This window comes from Henriciella litoralis (assembly GCF_002088935.1).
GTDB lineage: Bacteria > Pseudomonadota > Alphaproteobacteria > Caulobacterales > Hyphomonadaceae > Henriciella > Henriciella litoralis.
In genome coordinates this window covers 575,840-590,802 of record NZ_NCSS01000004.1, presented here as the reverse complement: position 1 = coordinate 590,802, position 14,963 = coordinate 575,840, and the positions used below count along the sequence as shown (strand labels likewise).

The following is a 14,963-nucleotide window of genomic DNA, read 5'->3' as shown; positions in this document are numbered from 1 at the left end:
CCGCGCCCCTGCGTGGTTCGACTTCGCTCACCATGCGGGGCTAATTCAGAGCTTTCAAACGCCGACTAGTCGATCCGCGCCTGCGCTTTATGGCGCGCGGCGTTGAAGTCGGGTTTGCGCTTTTCCGCAAAGGCGGCGACCGCTTCTGTATGCTCTGGGAGGGTGAAACACGTCTCGAGCTTTTCGTGCTCGCGCGCCTGAATGCGGGCCGTATCGGTGTCGCAGGCATTGGCGCTGAGCAGTTCTTTCGTCATCCGCAGCATTGGTGATGGATTGGCCGCGATCTGCTCGGCCAGCTCCAGAGCGTCATCCAGCAGGGTCTCCGGGTCTGACAGGCGATCAGCTAGTCGGATGCTGACAGCTTCCTCCCCAGAGACGGGACGGGCGGTCAGAAGCAGATCATGCGCCGTGCCCCAGCCGACGCGCTGGACGAGGAAGTGCGAGCTTGCGAGTTCCGGCACGATGCCAACCTTTACGAAGACGAGGCCGAACTTCGCCGCCGTCGACGCGACAATCATGTCGAAGGGCAGGATTTGCGTCACGCCAATGCCGAAGGCCGGGCCGTTGACGGCGGCGATGCAGGGCTTGGATGAGCGGATGAGGCTGATCCAGTCAATGCCGCCATCACGCTTGTGGGCCTTTGTCTCGGACGCATCGATGTTGGACTGGAAGTAGGACATGTCGGCCCCGGCGCAGAAGCCGCGGCCGGCGCCCGTCATCACGATTGTGCCAATGGCGTCGTCCTCATTGGCAGCCGTGATCGCCTGACCGAGCTCGCGGCTCATATCAGGCGTCCAGGCATTAAGCTTTTCGGGCCTGTTCAGCGTGATGAGGCAAACAGCGCCGCGTGTTTCAACCGTGATCTGTTCATATGGCATGGCGTTTCTCCCGATATCTTTTGGGAGAGATTAGACGCCGTGCCGCAAGGGTAGTCACGATCAAATTTTGCGGGTGCAGCGCGTTCCGCCCCGCTAGTCTTCCATCACTTCGGCGTGCGCCAGCGTGTCGGTGTATTGCTGGAAGCTTTTGATCTTGCCGTCTTCAAGCGTCCAGACGTGGACGAAGGGAATGTCCATTTCCTTGCCGGTGGCCTTGTTCTTTGCGGTGTAGCGACCGATCGTGATGACCTTGTCGCCGCTTGGCAGAAACTCGTCAGGCGTGGCTTTGAAATAGTCCCACTCAGCGCCGAGGCGCGCAAAGAGGCCGGTGACGATCTCGTTCGTGCCTTCATAAGGGTTCTGGTCAGAATAGGGGCTGTTCTCGGCCTCGTTCCAGACGACATCGTCGGCGAATTCAGATGTGGCGAGTGCGATGTCACCGGCAGCGAAGCCGTCATAGACGGTTTTCACGATGGCGGTGCTGTCGGTGGATGTCTCGGCCTCTTCCGGGGCCTCCGCATTATCGGTGACTTCCATCTGCGCATCTACGGGTGGAGCCTGCGCTTCGGCGGGTTGCACGCCGGTCGTGTTTGTCTCGCCGCAAGCGACGAGCAGGGCAATTGCGGCGATGGCGATCGTGTACTTCATATTTCGGTCCCCCAATGAACTGGAAGGCTGAGTAGTCCACGAAAGCCACCGCGCGTCAATCGAATGGGCGGGTGCCCCCTAGTAAAGCGTTTTCATCGCTTCGGCGTCATAGCCTTCAAGCTCGTCCATGCGGCCTTCCTTGACCTTCTGGGCCCAGAGCGGGTCCTGAAGCAAGGCGCGGCCGACGGCGACGAGGTCAAACTCGCCCTTGTCGAGACGTTCGATGAGGTCTGTCAGCGGACGGGTCTTGGAGTCTTCGCCGCGCATGCCGCCGATGAACTCACCCGAGAGACCGACCGAGCCAACTGTGATGGTTGGAAGACCGGTGAGCTTCTTCGCCCAGCCGGCGGTGTTGAGGCCGTTCTCGCCGTCAACGTCCGGGAATTCGGCTTCCCAGAAGCGGCGTTGCGAGGCGTGCAGGATATCAACGCCTGCATCGACGAAGACTTTCAGGAAGGCTTCAAACTCCTGCGGGGTCTGGGCAAGCTTGGCGTCGTAGTCCTGCTGTTTCCATTGCGAGAAGCGCAGGATGATCGGCATGTCGGGGCCGACCGCCTTGCGCACTTCGGAGATGACCTCGCCGCCGAATGTGGCGCGGTCAGCCAGCGAGCCGCCATACTTGTCTGCGCGGCGGTTCATGACCTCCCAGAAGAACTCGTCGATGAGATAGCCGTGTGCGCCGTGGATTTCCACGCTGTCGAAGCCGAGCTCCTTGGCGCTAGCCGCGGCGGTTGCGTAGGCGGCGACCATGTCGGCGACTTCGGATTCTGAAGGCTCTTCGAAAATCTGCTTGCCCTTATGGGTGACGCCGGACGGGCTGTCGGACGGGGCGTCCGGGTAGTGGCCAGTGCCAGCCTTGCGCAGGAGGCCCTGGTGCCAGATCTGCGGCGCCATCTTGCCGCCCTTGTCGTGAACGGCATCGATGACCTTCTTCCAGCCGGCGAGCGCAGGCTCTGTATGGAAGAGGGGGTAGTTCGGATTGTCGGACGCGCCCTTACGAGGGACCAGCGTGCCTTCGGAGACGATCAGGCCGACATCAGCTTCGGCGCGGCGGGCATAATAGTCGCGCACATCATCGGTGGGCACACCATTGGGGCTGAAGCCCCGTGTCATGGGGGCCATGACGATGCGGTTTTCCAGTTCAAGCGATTTGACTTTGAACGGCTCGAACAGGGGGGCAGCTGAGGACATTGGGCAACTCCGTTATATTTCACTAGGCAAGCATCTGGGATATCCGCGAAGCCGGTTCAACTAAAAACCACCGCCCAAATTATTCAGTGGCCGTTCACTTGAGAAATTCTAACCCTGATGACATGAATAGGCCCGTGGATGGGAGGGAACAATGAAAACGACAATGGTTTTGCTTTTTGCGGCGGCTCTGGCGGCCTGCTCAACGCCGGGGATCAGCTATTCCGGGCGCCTCGTTCCTGAGAATACCGCCGCCGTAGAAACACGTTCTGTCGATGTTGGGCGTTTCGATGGGCCGGCAGGCAACTGGTATGCGAGCCGCTTCGAACAGATGATCTCCAGCGCGCTTTTCGACGGACGCCCCTGGTTCCGCATCGCTCGCTATAGTGATGGCTATGTGCCACAGAATGAGCGGGCCGGGATCTATGAGGGCACAATCGATATCGAGGATTATTTCGCCGAGGAGTATGGTGAAACCACAAGCGAGTGCGTTGAATGGGATGGCCCCTTCGACTGTGAGCGCCGCGTGGATGTGGAACAGATCTGCCTGCGCGAAACCGTGAAAGTGTCAGCGACGCCGCGCCTCATAGAGTATGGCTCTGGGCGGCTTCTTTTCCAGAACACCTATTTCGGAGAAGCAACATCAGAGAGCTGCGAGGAAAACTATTATCTTTCGCGGCGGGGCAGACGGTCTGGGGCAGGTTGGGATTATGGCATGCGGGCCGGTGTTCAGCCGCCGCACGGCCTGGTCCAGGATGCATTGGCCAGCACGCTGCAACAGGTGCGCAACGATATCGCGCCGCGCAACGCAACGATGAAAGCGACCTTCCTCGATGAGGCATCTGATCCGGTGGTGGCGGCCGATCCGCGGTTTAAGCAGGCCTTGAAAGCCGCGAAAAACGATCCGGGTGTCTCGTGCGCGATGTGGCGGGATTTGAGGGTGGCCTATCCTCAGGCCCCGGCGGTCACCCACAATCTGGGCGCGTGCCTTGAGTCATCCAGGGACTTTCTGGGGGCCCATTCGCTTTATGCTGAAGCGGCAGACCAGTCGGTCGCGTTGAATGGTGCGGTGAATCCGGACATTGCGCGATCATTGTCGCGGTTGTCCGCCTATCGGCGTGGGCTGGAAGTTCTGGACCGGCTGCTGGGACAACCGGCGCGCAGCTGATCCGGCCTCAGTGACTACATGGTGGCCATGAGGAAGCCGAGTGCCGTTGCACCGGCGAAAAAGGCCGCGATGATTGTCGTCTTGTATAGAACCTTTGCCATGAAGCGTTTCCCTTTCTGAAAGGACGCGGGGGCGCTTTCGGGCGCCCTGCGACACATTAACAGAAGATGAACGCAAGATATATGCTCAGCGTTCCCGCTTGGCCTGGTCGATCGTGGTCTGGAGCTTTGTCGCGGCCAATTTCTCGGCATTTTTCTGGGACTTGGTGCGCCCGAATTTTTCGCGATTTTCGGCGGCGGTGCGGCTTTTTTCGGCTTTTGCCTTGGCTTTGCGGGCCTTGTTGAGGTTGATCGGGGTCGTCATTCGGTCCTCACTCAAAAGCTGCGAGCCGGGTGTCCAGCGTTTCACGCACGGCAGGCCATTCGGCTTCGAGGATCGAGAACACCACAGTGCTGCGTAGAAAACCATCCGGCAGAATGCGGTTGTGGCGAAGAAGCCCTTCCTGCTGTGCCCCGAGTTTCAGCACGGCACGGCGCGAGCGGACATTGCGCTCGTCCACATGAAAATAGACCCGGATCGCCCCGGCGTTGAAGGCATGGGTCAGCAGCAGCCGCTTGCAGGCTGGATTGATGGCCCGGCCCTGAAACTCCGGCGCATAAATGGTCATGCCGACTTCGACATTGCGCCACTCCGGGTTGGGATTGAGATAGGACGTCATGCCGGCGAACTGCCCATCCGGCGTCAGCACTGCGAAAGGGATCAGCGTGCCCGCCTCGGTGCGCTGGCGGATGGTCCTTGTCCACGGCGTGATCCAGTCACCCGGCGGGTTGTAGAAGGGCCAGGTCGCAAGCCGCTCGCCCGAGCGTTCTGCCATATCGCGCAGAAGCGGAGCGTGACGCTCTAGATCGAACGGGACGAGGCGGACGAATTTGTCCTCCAGCAGGCCGACCGACAATTGCATATGGCTAGTCCTGATGCGTGTCGCGCCACTGCTCCATGGCGAGCGAGATAGCAAAGGTCTCACGGTATTTTGGGCTGGAGGCGGGCCGAGGCGCGCGCGCCGATGTCATGGCCATGATCTCCGCGAGCTTGTTGTGCGCGGCGCCCGACTGGCCGGCGCCAATATAGGCATGCAGCTCAACCAGCGCCGAGGAAAGCGGGTCATGGGCGCGGATAACGAAATAGGGTTCGTCTTCTGCAAGTTTCGACAGGACATCGAATTCAGATGGATTGGCTTTCGAGCCGACGGGGGCTTTGGACATTTGGGCGGACCTTTCTGACAGCATTGATTCCCTTCGCGCACCGTAGCGCACTTTGCGCGTGCCGATATAGCCAACGCTTTCACTTCCCGTCGAGCACGCTATCGTGTTGGCAATACGGGGAAACGGGAGAGGCACGCATGATCATATTCTGGGCCGGGTTCGCCGCGGCGATCGTCGCGCTCATCGCGTCCTACGCGATTGCCGGTCGCGACTGGGGTCCGCACGCGGTCTTGCTCAGGATCAGGGGCCAGAGGTTGGCCATAAGTGGCGCATTGGGAGAGTTGACCGTCTTCATTCTGTGTAGCCTTCTTCTCCTTATCCTTGGGGCAGTCAGTCATCACAGCTCCATCACACAGATCGTCGCCACTTACGGGCTGCTATTGACGGCCTTCTTCTTCGGCCTCCTTGTCTTCCAGAGTCTGTCCGGCTGGGGAATTGGGGGCAAAACGACGGAGGGCAGCAAAAGCGTGCGGCTCGCCTCTGCGCTTTTGTGTTATCGCATATATGCGTCGATATTTCTGACCGGAGTGCTGGCGGCCTTACTCATTCTCTATGATCACGCATCGGTCCAGCTGCTGGCATTCGAACAGCTTGCTGAAGCGCCCCGCGCGAAACTCGAGAACCGCATGCCGGCAAACATCGAGACATTTGTCACGACGCTGGAGTGGTCTGCGCTCGATATGCAGATGCTGTTGCGCAGCAATTACGACATACTCGATCCGACCCTGGTCTTCGCCGTCGGCATATTTGTCATCAACCTGTTTGTCCTGATGACGCCCTTGCGCTGGATGTCTGCTATTGGCCAAACCCACCAAACGCTGTGGTCTCTCATGGTGGCGCTCATTACGCTCGGTGCCGTGTGTGTCTGGCTATACAGCGTTTCATACTATCCCACAGTGAATGCCTATATGCATGCGCTGGAAGCGTATGGCGCCAATCTGAAATCTGCGCCGCCGGATGCCGTTCAGCGCTATGCCGAGATTGTTCTCGACTTTTCGGTCCAAAAAACCGCCTACTGGTTTGTCAGCAACATGATTTTCAGCAATGGCGGAGCTTTGATTCTGATCGGACTGGCGACGTCGCAGGTCCTGTTCGAAACTGTCCTCCGGTGGAGAAAGAAACCGAACAGGTCTGATATTCTGGCGTCTCCGGTGACGCCAGACTAGTGCCTGGTGCCGAGGGCGCCGGTGCGCTGCTGTAATCCACTGCCAGCGCATGAAGTCGACAATCACGACATCCGGGTCTTGTTCACGGCGGCCGTCGATATTCGACTTTCCGGTTTTCGCCCAGGGAAAGACCGGGCCCCATCACCGGAGGCGAGCCCGGGTGCGTTTTCAGGGGATGGGCGCCGCTGGTCCCGGTTGAAATATCCATTTGACAACATGCTGTCAAAGTGACAACAAGCAGTCAAATGGAGCGTGGATGATGAAGATGGATCAAACTCATGGGCCGGTGATCACGGACCTCATGCTGGAGGTTTTCCGCCTGAATGGAGCTCTGCTCGAGGCGGGGGACCAACTGGTCAAGGACCTCGGCCTGACGAGCGCCCGCTGGCAGGTGCTCGGCGCCGTCATGTTGGAGGGCGCACCGCAGACCGTGGCGCAGATTGCCAGACGCATGGGGCTTTCGAGACAGGCGGTTCAACGTGTCGTCCACGATCTGACGGCGCAGGGCCTAGTCGAGCCGAGGGAGAACCCCGACCACAAGCGCGCGCCCCTGATCACACTGACGCCTGAAGGAGAGGCCGCCTATGGTGACGCCATCAAGCGACAGGACGACTGGGCCAGCGAGCTTGCGGCCAAGATCGACGGTGAGCAGGCGCGGGCCGCGCTCGAGACGTTAAAGGCGCTTTCGGCGCTCTGCGGCGCGACGAGACGCCCTGCCTTGCCCTCAAAGGGGAAAGGAGGGGCACAATGAAACAGATCGTGCATCGTCTGGCGGGCACGCTGGCGCTCTTACTGATCAGCAGTTTCTGGCTGGCGACAATTCTGACCGAGCTTAGCGGCCGCGAAGAGGCGATCTTTCTGGCCAAGCGGAGCATTCTTTACGCAATGGTATTGCTCATTCCGGCGCTCATGATCACGGCCGGCAGCGGCTTTGCCCTGGCTGGCAAGCGGGTCGGGCGGCTTGTGAGCGCCAAGAAAAAGCGGATGCCGTTCATTGCGCTGAACGGTCTGCTGATCCTCGTCCCCAGCGCTGTCTTCCTCTGGTGGAAAGCGGGACAGGGCGAGTTCGATCTTTCCTTTGCGGTGGTTCAGGCCATGGAGCTCGCTGCTGGCGCAACCAACATCACGCTTATGGGACTGAACATGCGCGACGGCATTCGCCTGTCACGGATGCTTGCGAGGAGACCGGTCTAGAACACCGCGACGGGTCGTCTTTCCTTTTGCGCCCTCAGCGTCTGCGGCAGATATGCGTGATGTCCGGCATTCTTACAGGCTCGAAGCCGAGTGATTCCCAGAAGGGGGCGGCCAGCGCTGTTGCCCGGGCATTGCAGGTGAGAAGCGGGGCCTGCTCGAAGCCCCGCCTCATTGCGGCCCTGGCCAGCGCGCGGCCGTGGCCGACGCGGCGGTGGGCTGGATGGACGTAGAAGCGGCGCATCCGCATTGCCGGCTCGGCCAGACCGGTTTGCGGCGTGACCCCGCCGACCGCGACCAGCTCTTCCCCCTCATGGGCGGCAAACAGGGCAGCGCCATCGCGGTCGAAGCGCTGCTCGCCGGAGGTCCATTGAGCCTGCAGCAGGTCCATGTTGCGTACGCCTTCGGACCGGGCGGCGGACAGCAAGCGGTCCATCCCGTCTGGAAGCGAACCGGATACAATAACGATCTTCATTCTCTGCGACCTCAAGCGGCCGGCTGGCTGTATCCGGGGGTTGCCCTGAGCCTAGTGTCCACTGCCGAACACGCCGGTGCGGACATCATAGTCCACGGCGAGGGCGTCGTCAGGATCATCTTCGCCATCGACCATCAGCTGGTCTGCGCGCTTCAGACCCTGGTGGCAGTTGCGGGACAGGTGGCGCAAACTCAGGCAGAATCTCCGAATGCGTCACGCCCATGTCTCAGCCAATGCCCGGCCGCCGGTCGAGGGCGGCCGGGACAGGCAGAAGCCTAGTTTCGGGATGGATAAATCCCCTGCATGACGACGCACATCTTGACCGCCAGATAGGGGTCGCGGATCGCTATTGGCTGAGCGCCGCCTCCCTCTTTATAACCGAGTTTGACGTCATTGCCGCTAGCCACGGTCACAGCGGACGCCTGATTTTCAACGACCGCGAGCTCCCCGTGCGAGGGTACTTGCCTCCCGTCGAGCGTGACCTCCTCTTGCCCTCCGCGCGATCCAGGTTTGATCTCGGAGAGGCCTGGGCCCTTACCCTGATGGACAGGCGAGCGACCGCGAAGGTCCGGCAGGGCGAAGGTCGTGAGGCCATCGCCGCCATACGTTGTTCCAAGGAGCGAGAACAGCGCCGTGTTCTTGTTTATCCCAAGGAGAGTTCCATCTGCCGGCGCCGAGCCGCGTGGACAGAAGTTGCTGGCGGTCATGAAGATTTCGCCGAGATATTTCTCCTGCGCTGCTGCGGGTGCGGCAAGCGTGGTGGCGGTGATAGCGCCAAGGGCTGTTGCGCCCAGAGCCATACGGATGCGGCCCGCCAGCCGGTGAGTATTTGATGTCATTTCTGTTAGTCCCCCATCAAGGGCGATCACGCCCCCTAAATGCTGCCCGATGCAACATCTGGGACCTACATTATCGACTACTGTACGGCTGTACAGCCGCCTGACGGGACTTCTAGTGCCCGCCGCCGAAAACGCCCGTGCGCACCGAATAGTCCGCTGCGAGGGTATAATCGGGGTCATCATCGCTATCGACCATGAGTTGGCCGGCTCTTTTCAGGAGCTTGTGACAGTCACGGGACAGGTGACGTAGACGCAGTGTCTTGCCGTGGGCTTCATACTTGGCGGCGAGGTCTTCAATGGCCTGCAAGGCTGACTGATCGACAACGCGGGAGCGCATGAAGTCCACGATGACCACGTCCGGGTCTGTCTCCGGGTGGAAGAGTTCGGCAAAGCCATCGGTCGAGCCGAAGAAGAGCGGGCCTTCGATTTCATAGACGTGCGCGCCGGGGGTGTGCACCGAATCGCGCTCGATAATGCGAATGCGGCGGGCATTATTCCAAGCATAAGCGAGGGCGGACACGATCACGCCGACGACGACGGCCGTGGCAAGGTCATAGGCGACGGTGACGCCGGTCACGAGCACGATGACCAGCGCATCGGTGAACGGGATGCGCGTCATGATGCGAAGGCTATTCCAGGCGAATGTGCCGATGACGACCATGAACATGACGCCGACAAGCGCGGCGAGCGGGATCAGCTCAATGATGCCGGAGCCGACAAGGATAAAGGCGAGCAGGAAGAGCGCCGCAGTGATGCCGGAAAGGCGTGTGCGACCGCCGGATTTCACATTGATCATCGACTGGCCGATCATGGCGCAGCCGCCCATGCCGCCGAAGAAGCCGGTGACGAGGTTTGCGGTGCCCTGGGCGATACACTCCTGGCTGGCGCCGCCGCGCTTATTGGTCATTTCGCCAACAAGGTTGAGCGTCAACAGGCTTTCAATGAGGCCGATGGCGGCGAGGATCACCGAATAGGGCAGAATGATCTGAAGTGTTTCGAGATTGAGTGGCACCATCGGGATGTGGAAGGTGGGCAGGCCGCCCTGGATGGAGGCAAGATCACCCACGCGTGGCACGTCGAGGCCGAGACCGATGACGAGTGCGGCGACAAGGCCGATGCCGGCAAGCGGGGCAGGGATGGCTTTGGTCAGTTTTGGCGTGCCCCAGATGATCGCCATGGTGAGGGCAACGAGGCCGAGCATCAGGATCAGCGGCCAGCCAGTCATCCATTCGCCGCCCGCCATGCCGTGGCCGGACGCAGCGGCGGTGCCAGGCACCTGAAACTGGGACAGTTGAGCAAGGAAGATGACGATGGCGAGGCCGTTCACAAAGCCCAGCATGACTGGGTGCGGGACCAGCCGGATGAACTTGCCGAGCTTAAAGATACCCGCGCCAAGCTGAAGGATGCCCATCAGGACAACAGTGGCGAAGAGGTATTCGACGCCGTGCTGGGAGACGAGAGCGACCATGACGACGGCAAGCGCGCCGGTTGCGCCGGAGATCATGCCTGGACGCCCGCCAATGCAGGCGGTGATGAGGCCAACGATGAAAGCGGCATAGAGCCCGACAAGCGGGTGCACACCGGCGACAAAGGCAAAGGCAACCGCTTCCGGCACGAGCGCCAGCGCGACGGTGAGGCCGGAGAGCACTTCGGTCTTGATGCGGCCCGGCGTGAACTTGGCGAGGTTCGCCTGTGAGAAATTCTGCGCGCCGAGGCGATCTGCGAATGTCTGGAAGGTTGTCTTGGTCGTCACGCGGCAGCCCACCCGTTCAGTTTCAAAGTCATGGCATGCCTATGACGGCCTTCATGCTGCGGCGCAACACGAAGACCGTCATTGGAGCTGAATTTTCTCGGCCGTGCGTGCCTAGCTGGACGAGACGATTCCGCCATCGCACGGGATGGTGTGACCGGAAATGAAGGACCCTGCGCGCGATGAGAGGAACATGGCGAGACCCGCAATATCCTCTGGCGTGCCGACGCGGCCTGATGGGTTGCGCTCAGCGACAGAGTCCCAGTCAACGCCTTCGGTTTCGCCGCCAAAGCCAACGCCGGTGGACAGCATCCAGGTCGGGAAGGGGCCCGGCGCGATACCGTTGACGAGGATATGTTCGCCAACATGCTGGGCGGCCATGAAGCGCGTCAGGTGAATGACGGCGGCTTTCGATGTGCCATAGGCATAGCCGCTGAAGGGCGAGGTATGCAGGCCATCGATTGAGGCGATGTTGATCACGCGGGCCGGGTCTTCAGCGCTGGCGGACTTGCGCAGGAGCGGGATCAGCTTCTGGAACAGGAAGAAGATGCCTTTGACGTTGACATCCATCACCTTGTCCCAGCCGCTTTCCGGGAACTCTTCCAGTGTCGCGCCCCAGGCAACGCCGGCATTGTTGATCAGCACGTCGACCTTGTCTTCACGCTTGGCAATCTCATCGGCGAGATGCTGGATGCCGACCATCTGGCCCACGTCTGACGGGATCGCGTAGATCTCGCCGCCATATTGGTTCTTGAGGCGCTCAACGGTTTCTTCGCAGGCCTTTTCCTTGCGGGAGGAGATGATGACCTTGGCGCCATTCGCGAGATAGCCCGCCGCGAGCATCTCGCCGATGCCACGCGACCCGCCGGTGATGACGACGGTCTTGTCTTTGACCGAATAGAGATTGCTGAAATCGGTTGCCATGAGCGTTTCCTCCTATGCTTCACTGGTGAAGCTTTTGACGGAGGACGCGCGCGGGGGCAAGTGGATGGAGCGCGCTAGCGCTAATTTCCGAAGAAAAGCCGGGCGAGGGCGCGCTGTATCTCGTATTCGTGGGCGAGGAGTGAGCCGATTTCATCACCCAGAGCCGAGACATGAACACTGGCAAGCAGATGCGTGCCGAGCAGGTATGCCTCGCCGTTCAGCGTTACATTCGGCGTCACGACGTCGATGGGTTTCGCAGCGCCAGCTGGATAAAGCGGTGCGGCGAGGACGTAATCGCCAGTATCAATGCCGGGATATTGCAGGACCACGATGGGCGGTCGATTATCTGCTGCCCGAAAAACGGCGAGATGTCTCATCGATCAGAACGCCCGATACCCGTCGGACCAAAGGCCTTCGCGTTTTACCAGGTCGTTCCAGCTCTCAATGGCTTCGCGGTTTTCTTCAGAGAAGCGCTTCATCCGCTCGGTCTTAACCGCGCGCTCGACTGCAGTTCGCGCGATTTCGGTCGCATCCAGCCCGTAGGATGCCGCTTCCTGAAGAAGCGCGGGATGCAAGTCGAGTTCGCCGCGCTGAAATGTGGCGCGGTCTTCCGCCAGTCCGCCGGCCTGGCCCGATAGGGCCGCTTCTACGGCGGCATGCGAGGATGCCCGGAGGCTGCCGGTCGCGCCTGACATGAAGCTGTACAACGTAGTCGGCGCAATACCGGCGCGTTCCGCAATACCGGAAACAGGTAGCTTAGAAGCGCTGATAGCTTCGCGGAGCGCGTCAGGATGCAGCATCTACGGAAATTACGGAATTCCGTAGATGCTGTCAATCTACATCACCCCGGCGAGATCATCTTGCTCGGGTCAACGATGGCGTCGAAATCCTCTTCGGGGATGCCGTCCTTGATGGCTTCTTCGCGCAAGGTCGTCCCGTTCTTGTGGGCGGTCTTGGCGATCTTGGCGGCGCGGTCATAGCCGTATTTTTCCTTCAGCGGGGTGACCAGCATCAGGGAGTTTTTGAGGCCGCGTTCGATATTGTCGAGGCGTGGCTCAATGCCGACGACGCAATTGTCGGTGAAGGACACCGCAGCGTCTGCCAGCAGGCGGACCGATTGCAGGAAGTTGTAGGCCATCATCGGATTGAAGACGTTGAGCTCAAATTGGCCCTGGCTGCCGGCAAAGGCAATCGCGGCATTGTTGCCGTGAATGTGCGCGCACACCTGCGTCATCGCCTCGCACTGGGTCGGGTTGACCTTACCCGGCATGATCGAGCTGCCCGGCTCGTTCTCTGGCAGGGCGAGCTCACCGAGGCCCGAGCGTGGGCCTGAGCCGAGGAAGCGGATGTCATTGGCGATCTTGAAGCAGGACATGGCGACCGTGTGGATCGCGCCATGACCGAACACCATCGCGTCATGCGCGGCGAGCGCTTCGAACTTGTTCGGAGCGGTCTTGAATTGGAGGCCAGTAATCTGGGCGATCTTCTCGGCTACCATGGTATCGAAGCCTTCAGGTGAGGCAAGGCCGGTGCCGACGGCCGTGCCGCCTTGGGCCAGTTCCATCAGCTTGGGCAGCGTGCTCTCGATCCGCTCAATGCCGTTCTTCAGCTGCGTCGCATAGCCGGAGAATTCCTGGCCGAGCGTGACGGGTGTGGCGTCCTGCGTGTGCGTGCGGCCGATCTTGATGATGTCTTTCCAGGCCTCTGCCTTGTCATTCAGCGCCTTGTGGAGCTGTTGCAGGGCAGGGATGAGACGGTGGCTGACTTCCTCGGCGCAGGCAATGTGCATCGCGGTCGGGAAGGTGTCGTTCGAGGACTGCGACATGTTGCAGTGATCGTTCGGGTGGACGGGCTTTTTCGAGCCCATCTCGCCGCCGAGGATCTCAATGGCGCGATTGGAGATCACTTCATTGGCGTTCATGTTGGACTGGGTGCCGGACCCGGTCTGCCAGACAACGAGCGGGAAATGTTCGTTGAGCTTGCCTTCGATCACCTCGTCCGCCGCCTGGATGATGGCGGCGCCGAGCTTCGGGTCGAGCTTGCCGAGCGCCATATTGGTTTCGGCGGCGGCTTTCTTCACGATGCCGAGGGCGCGGACGATCGGCTCTGGCTGTTTTTCCCAGCCGATCTTGAAATTGCCAAGTGAGCGCTCTGCCTGGGCCCCCCAATACTTGTCACCGGGGACTTCAACTGGCCCCATTGTGTCAGTTTCGGTGCGTGGTTTCGGCTGCTTGTCGCCAAAAATGCCCATGGAAGGCTCCTGTCTGTGATTTTTTGATTTAGGTTGCCAGCGGGCTTTAACATGGGTGCACCATCACGCAAATGCGCCGAAGTGCTTGCCGCGGCGAGATGCGCTCTATCTATAGGCCGGTAAAAGAAACTGAGGGGCTTCGACGGACATGCCAGATACTCGAACCGCGCTCAGCGCGCAGAGACCGCCACATGCACCGGCTGATCATCCGGTTGTGTCGCAGGGCAAGACCGGCGTTCTGCTGGTCAATCTCGGCACGCCTGACGGGACCGATTACTGGTCGATGCGACGCTATCTGTCGGAATTCCTGTCTGACCGGCGTGTGATTGAGCTGACGCCGCTCCTCTGGCAGCCCATCCTGCAGGGGCCGATCCTGACCTTCCGGCCGAAGAAATCCGGCCGCGCTTATGAGAAGGTCTGGATGGAAGAGGGCTCTCCGCTTCTGGTCTATACCAAACGCCAGGCCGAGAAGCTTGCCGCGCGCATCGGACACGAAAACCTGATCGTCGATTTTGCGATGAATTACGGCAATCCGTCGATCGCGTCGAAAATCGAGAAGCTGAAAGATGAGGGGTGTGACCGTATCGCTGTGGTCGCGCTCTATCCGCAATATTCGGCAACCACGACAGCGAGCGTTTACGACCGGACATTTGCTGCGCTGAAGAAGATGCGCTGGCAGCCAGCGGTCCGCACAGCCCCGCCATTCTGCGAGCATCCGGCTTATGTCCAGGCGCTTTCAGACTCGATCCAGCAGCATATTTCCGGGCTGGATTTTGTACCTGAGCGCGTCTTGATGAGCTATCACGGGCTGCCGAAATCCTATCTCGACAAGGGCGATCCGTATCATTGCCAGTGCTACAAGACGACCCGGCTCGTCGCTGAAAAGCTGGGCTGGGACAGCGATTTTGCGATGACGACATTCCAGAGCCGGTTTGGCCCGATGGAATGGCTACAGCCTTACACGGACAAGACCCTTGAAGCGCTGCCAGGTGAGGGCGTGAAAAAGCTGGTTGTTGTGTCGCCAGCCTTTGTCTCTGATTGTCTGGAGACGCTGGAGGAAATTGCGATGGAGGGCCGCGACGGCTTCATGGAAGCAGGCGGAACGCATTTCTCTGTGGCGCCATGCCTGAACGACACTGACCACGCCATTGACCTGCTTGAAACGCTGGTCGCCCGCGAGCTGGCAGGTTGGACGAATTTGCAGACCTAGTTGACGATCTTGC

The 14,963-nt window shown here is 60.4% G+C and carries 19 protein-coding genes; 5 read left to right on the top strand and 14 right to left on the bottom strand.

Annotated features, from left to right (window positions below):
- Positions 1 to 65: 65 nt before the first annotated feature.
- The 3 genes from B8783_RS02865 to B8783_RS02855 all read right to left on the bottom strand — a co-directional run bounded on the left by B8783_RS02865 (position 66) and on the right by B8783_RS02855 (position 2,717).
- Complete coding sequence (locus tag B8783_RS02865; RefSeq protein WP_084418257.1) at positions 66 to 878, bottom strand: enoyl-CoA hydratase/isomerase family protein; 813 nt, start codon at positions 876 to 878, stop codon at positions 66 to 68.
- A gap of 93 nt (positions 879 to 971) precedes the next feature.
- Positions 972 to 1,526, bottom strand: coding sequence for a nuclear transport factor 2 family protein (locus B8783_RS02860; protein ID WP_084418256.1), 555 nt, complete (start codon positions 1,524 to 1,526; stop codon positions 972 to 974).
- A 78-nt stretch (positions 1,527 to 1,604) separates the two neighbouring features.
- A complete protein-coding gene (locus tag B8783_RS02855; protein ID WP_084418255.1) occupies positions 1,605 to 2,717 on the bottom strand; it encodes an NADH:flavin oxidoreductase in 1,113 nt (370 codons plus the stop codon).
- Positions 2,718 to 2,868: 151 nt separating this feature from the next.
- On the opposite strand from B8783_RS02855, the gene B8783_RS02850 reads away from it, so the two are divergent.
- Positions 2,869 to 3,882, top strand: a complete 1,014-nt coding sequence (locus B8783_RS02850; RefSeq protein WP_084418254.1) for a hypothetical protein — start codon at positions 2,869 to 2,871, stop codon at positions 3,880 to 3,882.
- Positions 3,883 to 4,068: 186 nt separating this feature from the next.
- Here the strand turns inward: B8783_RS02850 and B8783_RS02845 are convergent, their stop codons facing one another.
- The 3 genes from B8783_RS02845 to B8783_RS02835 are packed head-to-tail and all read right to left on the bottom strand — an operon-like array spanning position 4,069 to position 5,144.
- Complete coding sequence (locus B8783_RS02845; RefSeq protein ID WP_084418253.1) at positions 4,069 to 4,245, bottom strand: DUF4169 family protein; 177 nt, start codon at positions 4,243 to 4,245, stop codon at positions 4,069 to 4,071.
- A 7-nt stretch (positions 4,246 to 4,252) separates the two neighbouring features.
- Entirely contained in the window at positions 4,253 to 4,843 is a 591-nt protein-coding gene (locus tag B8783_RS02840) for a GNAT family N-acetyltransferase (protein WP_084418252.1), read from the bottom strand.
- Between the two features lie 4 nt (positions 4,844 to 4,847).
- Complete coding sequence (locus B8783_RS02835; protein ID WP_084418251.1) at positions 4,848 to 5,144, bottom strand: aspartate decarboxylase; 297 nt, start codon at positions 5,142 to 5,144, stop codon at positions 4,848 to 4,850.
- Positions 5,145 to 5,281: 137 nt separating this feature from the next.
- Between B8783_RS02835 and B8783_RS02830 the strand changes: the two genes are divergently transcribed.
- The 3 genes from B8783_RS02830 to B8783_RS02820 all read left to right on the top strand — a co-directional run bounded on the left by B8783_RS02830 (position 5,282) and on the right by B8783_RS02820 (position 7,504).
- Positions 5,282 to 6,310 (top strand): hypothetical protein, encoded by a 1,029-nt coding sequence (locus B8783_RS02830; protein ID WP_084418250.1) that lies wholly within the window; start codon positions 5,282 to 5,284, stop codon positions 6,308 to 6,310.
- A gap of 256 nt (positions 6,311 to 6,566) precedes the next feature.
- Positions 6,567 to 7,061 (top strand): MarR family winged helix-turn-helix transcriptional regulator, encoded by a 495-nt coding sequence (locus tag B8783_RS02825; RefSeq protein ID WP_233355649.1) that lies wholly within the window; start codon positions 6,567 to 6,569, stop codon positions 7,059 to 7,061.
- Positions 7,058 to 7,504, top strand: coding sequence for a hypothetical protein (locus B8783_RS02820; protein ID WP_084418249.1), 447 nt, complete (start codon positions 7,058 to 7,060; stop codon positions 7,502 to 7,504). The genes B8783_RS02825 and B8783_RS02820 overlap by 4 nt, the downstream gene beginning before the upstream one ends.
- Positions 7,505 to 7,538: 34 nt before the next feature.
- Here the strand turns inward: B8783_RS02820 and B8783_RS02815 are convergent, their stop codons facing one another.
- The 8 genes from B8783_RS02815 to fumC form a co-directional block, all read right to left on the bottom strand.
- Positions 7,539 to 7,976, bottom strand: coding sequence for a GNAT family N-acetyltransferase (locus B8783_RS02815; protein WP_084418248.1), 438 nt, complete (start codon positions 7,974 to 7,976; stop codon positions 7,539 to 7,541).
- 51 nt (positions 7,977 to 8,027) lie between these two features.
- Positions 8,028 to 8,165 carry a hypothetical protein gene (locus B8783_RS18440; protein WP_169711684.1) on the bottom strand — a complete coding sequence of 46 codons (138 nt, stop codon included), beginning with the start codon at positions 8,163 to 8,165 and terminating at the stop codon, positions 8,028 to 8,030.
- An 86-nt stretch (positions 8,166 to 8,251) separates the two neighbouring features.
- The gene (locus B8783_RS02810) at positions 8,252 to 8,815 is read right to left on the bottom strand and encodes a phage tail protein (protein WP_233355648.1); all 564 of its coding nucleotides are present in this window, start codon (positions 8,813 to 8,815) and stop codon (positions 8,252 to 8,254) included.
- A gap of 112 nt (positions 8,816 to 8,927) precedes the next feature.
- Entirely contained in the window at positions 8,928 to 10,568 is a 1,641-nt protein-coding gene (locus B8783_RS02805; RefSeq protein ID WP_084418347.1) for a SulP family inorganic anion transporter, read from the bottom strand.
- Positions 10,569 to 10,679: 111 nt separating this feature from the next.
- Positions 10,680 to 11,489, bottom strand: coding sequence for an SDR family oxidoreductase (locus tag B8783_RS02800; RefSeq protein ID WP_084418246.1), 810 nt, complete (start codon positions 11,487 to 11,489; stop codon positions 10,680 to 10,682).
- An 80-nt stretch (positions 11,490 to 11,569) separates the two neighbouring features.
- Positions 11,570 to 11,866, bottom strand: a complete 297-nt coding sequence (locus B8783_RS02795) for a CcdB family protein (RefSeq protein ID WP_084418245.1) — start codon at positions 11,864 to 11,866, stop codon at positions 11,570 to 11,572.
- A 3-nt stretch (positions 11,867 to 11,869) separates the two neighbouring features.
- The gene (locus B8783_RS02790) at positions 11,870 to 12,289 is read right to left on the bottom strand and encodes a type II toxin-antitoxin system CcdA family antitoxin (RefSeq protein WP_084418244.1); all 420 of its coding nucleotides are present in this window, start codon (positions 12,287 to 12,289) and stop codon (positions 11,870 to 11,872) included.
- 41 nt (positions 12,290 to 12,330) lie between these two features.
- On the bottom strand, positions 12,331 to 13,740 hold the full coding sequence (gene fumC / locus B8783_RS02785; protein ID WP_084418243.1) for a class II fumarate hydratase: 1,410 nt from the start codon (positions 13,738 to 13,740) through the stop codon (positions 12,331 to 12,333).
- A 148-nt stretch (positions 13,741 to 13,888) separates the two neighbouring features.
- Here fumC and hemH point away from each other — a divergent pair, with 148 nt between their 5' ends.
- Entirely contained in the window at positions 13,889 to 14,950 is a 1,062-nt protein-coding gene (hemH, locus tag B8783_RS02780; protein WP_084418242.1) for a ferrochelatase, read from the top strand.
- Positions 14,951 to 14,963: the final 13 nt, after the last annotated feature.

Excerpts from the sequence above, each read along its gene's own strand:
- B8783_RS02790 (WP_084418244.1), bottom strand. The coding sequence starts at position 12,289 with ATGCTGCATCCTGACGCGCTCCGCGAAGCTATCAGCGCTTCTAAGCTA.
- B8783_RS02795 (WP_084418245.1), bottom strand. The coding sequence starts at position 11,866 with ATGAGACATCTCGCCGTTTTTCGGGCAGCAGATAATCGACCGCCCATC.
- B8783_RS02845 (WP_084418253.1), bottom strand. The coding sequence starts at position 4,245 with ATGACGACCCCGATCAACCTCAACAAGGCCCGCAAAGCCAAGGCAAAA.
- B8783_RS02810 (WP_233355648.1), bottom strand. The coding sequence starts at position 8,815 with ATGACATCAAATACTCACCGGCTGGCGGGCCGCATCCGTATGGCTCTG.
- B8783_RS02850 (WP_084418254.1), top strand. The coding sequence starts at position 2,869 with ATGAAAACGACAATGGTTTTGCTTTTTGCGGCGGCTCTGGCGGCCTGC.
- B8783_RS02865 (WP_084418257.1), bottom strand. The coding sequence starts at position 878 with ATGCCATATGAACAGATCACGGTTGAAACACGCGGCGCTGTTTGCCTC.
- B8783_RS02830 (WP_084418250.1), top strand. The coding sequence starts at position 5,282 with ATGATCATATTCTGGGCCGGGTTCGCCGCGGCGATCGTCGCGCTCATC.
- B8783_RS02835 (WP_084418251.1), bottom strand. The coding sequence starts at position 5,144 with ATGTCCAAAGCCCCCGTCGGCTCGAAAGCCAATCCATCTGAATTCGAT.
- B8783_RS02825 (WP_233355649.1), top strand. The coding sequence starts at position 6,567 with ATGATGAAGATGGATCAAACTCATGGGCCGGTGATCACGGACCTCATG.
- B8783_RS02860 (WP_084418256.1), bottom strand. The coding sequence starts at position 1,526 with ATGAAGTACACGATCGCCATCGCCGCAATTGCCCTGCTCGTCGCTTGC.
- B8783_RS02855 (WP_084418255.1), bottom strand. The coding sequence starts at position 2,717 with ATGTCCTCAGCTGCCCCCCTGTTCGAGCCGTTCAAAGTCAAATCGCTT.
- B8783_RS02815 (WP_084418248.1), bottom strand. The coding sequence starts at position 7,976 with ATGAAGATCGTTATTGTATCCGGTTCGCTTCCAGACGGGATGGACCGC.
- B8783_RS02800 (WP_084418246.1), bottom strand. The coding sequence starts at position 11,489 with ATGGCAACCGATTTCAGCAATCTCTATTCGGTCAAAGACAAGACCGTC.
- B8783_RS02820 (WP_084418249.1), top strand. The coding sequence starts at position 7,058 with ATGAAACAGATCGTGCATCGTCTGGCGGGCACGCTGGCGCTCTTACTG.
- B8783_RS02840 (WP_084418252.1), bottom strand. The coding sequence starts at position 4,843 with ATGCAATTGTCGGTCGGCCTGCTGGAGGACAAATTCGTCCGCCTCGTC.
- hemH (WP_084418242.1), top strand. The coding sequence starts at position 13,889 with ATGCCAGATACTCGAACCGCGCTCAGCGCGCAGAGACCGCCACATGCA.
- fumC (WP_084418243.1), bottom strand. The coding sequence starts at position 13,740 with ATGGGCATTTTTGGCGACAAGCAGCCGAAACCACGCACCGAAACTGAC.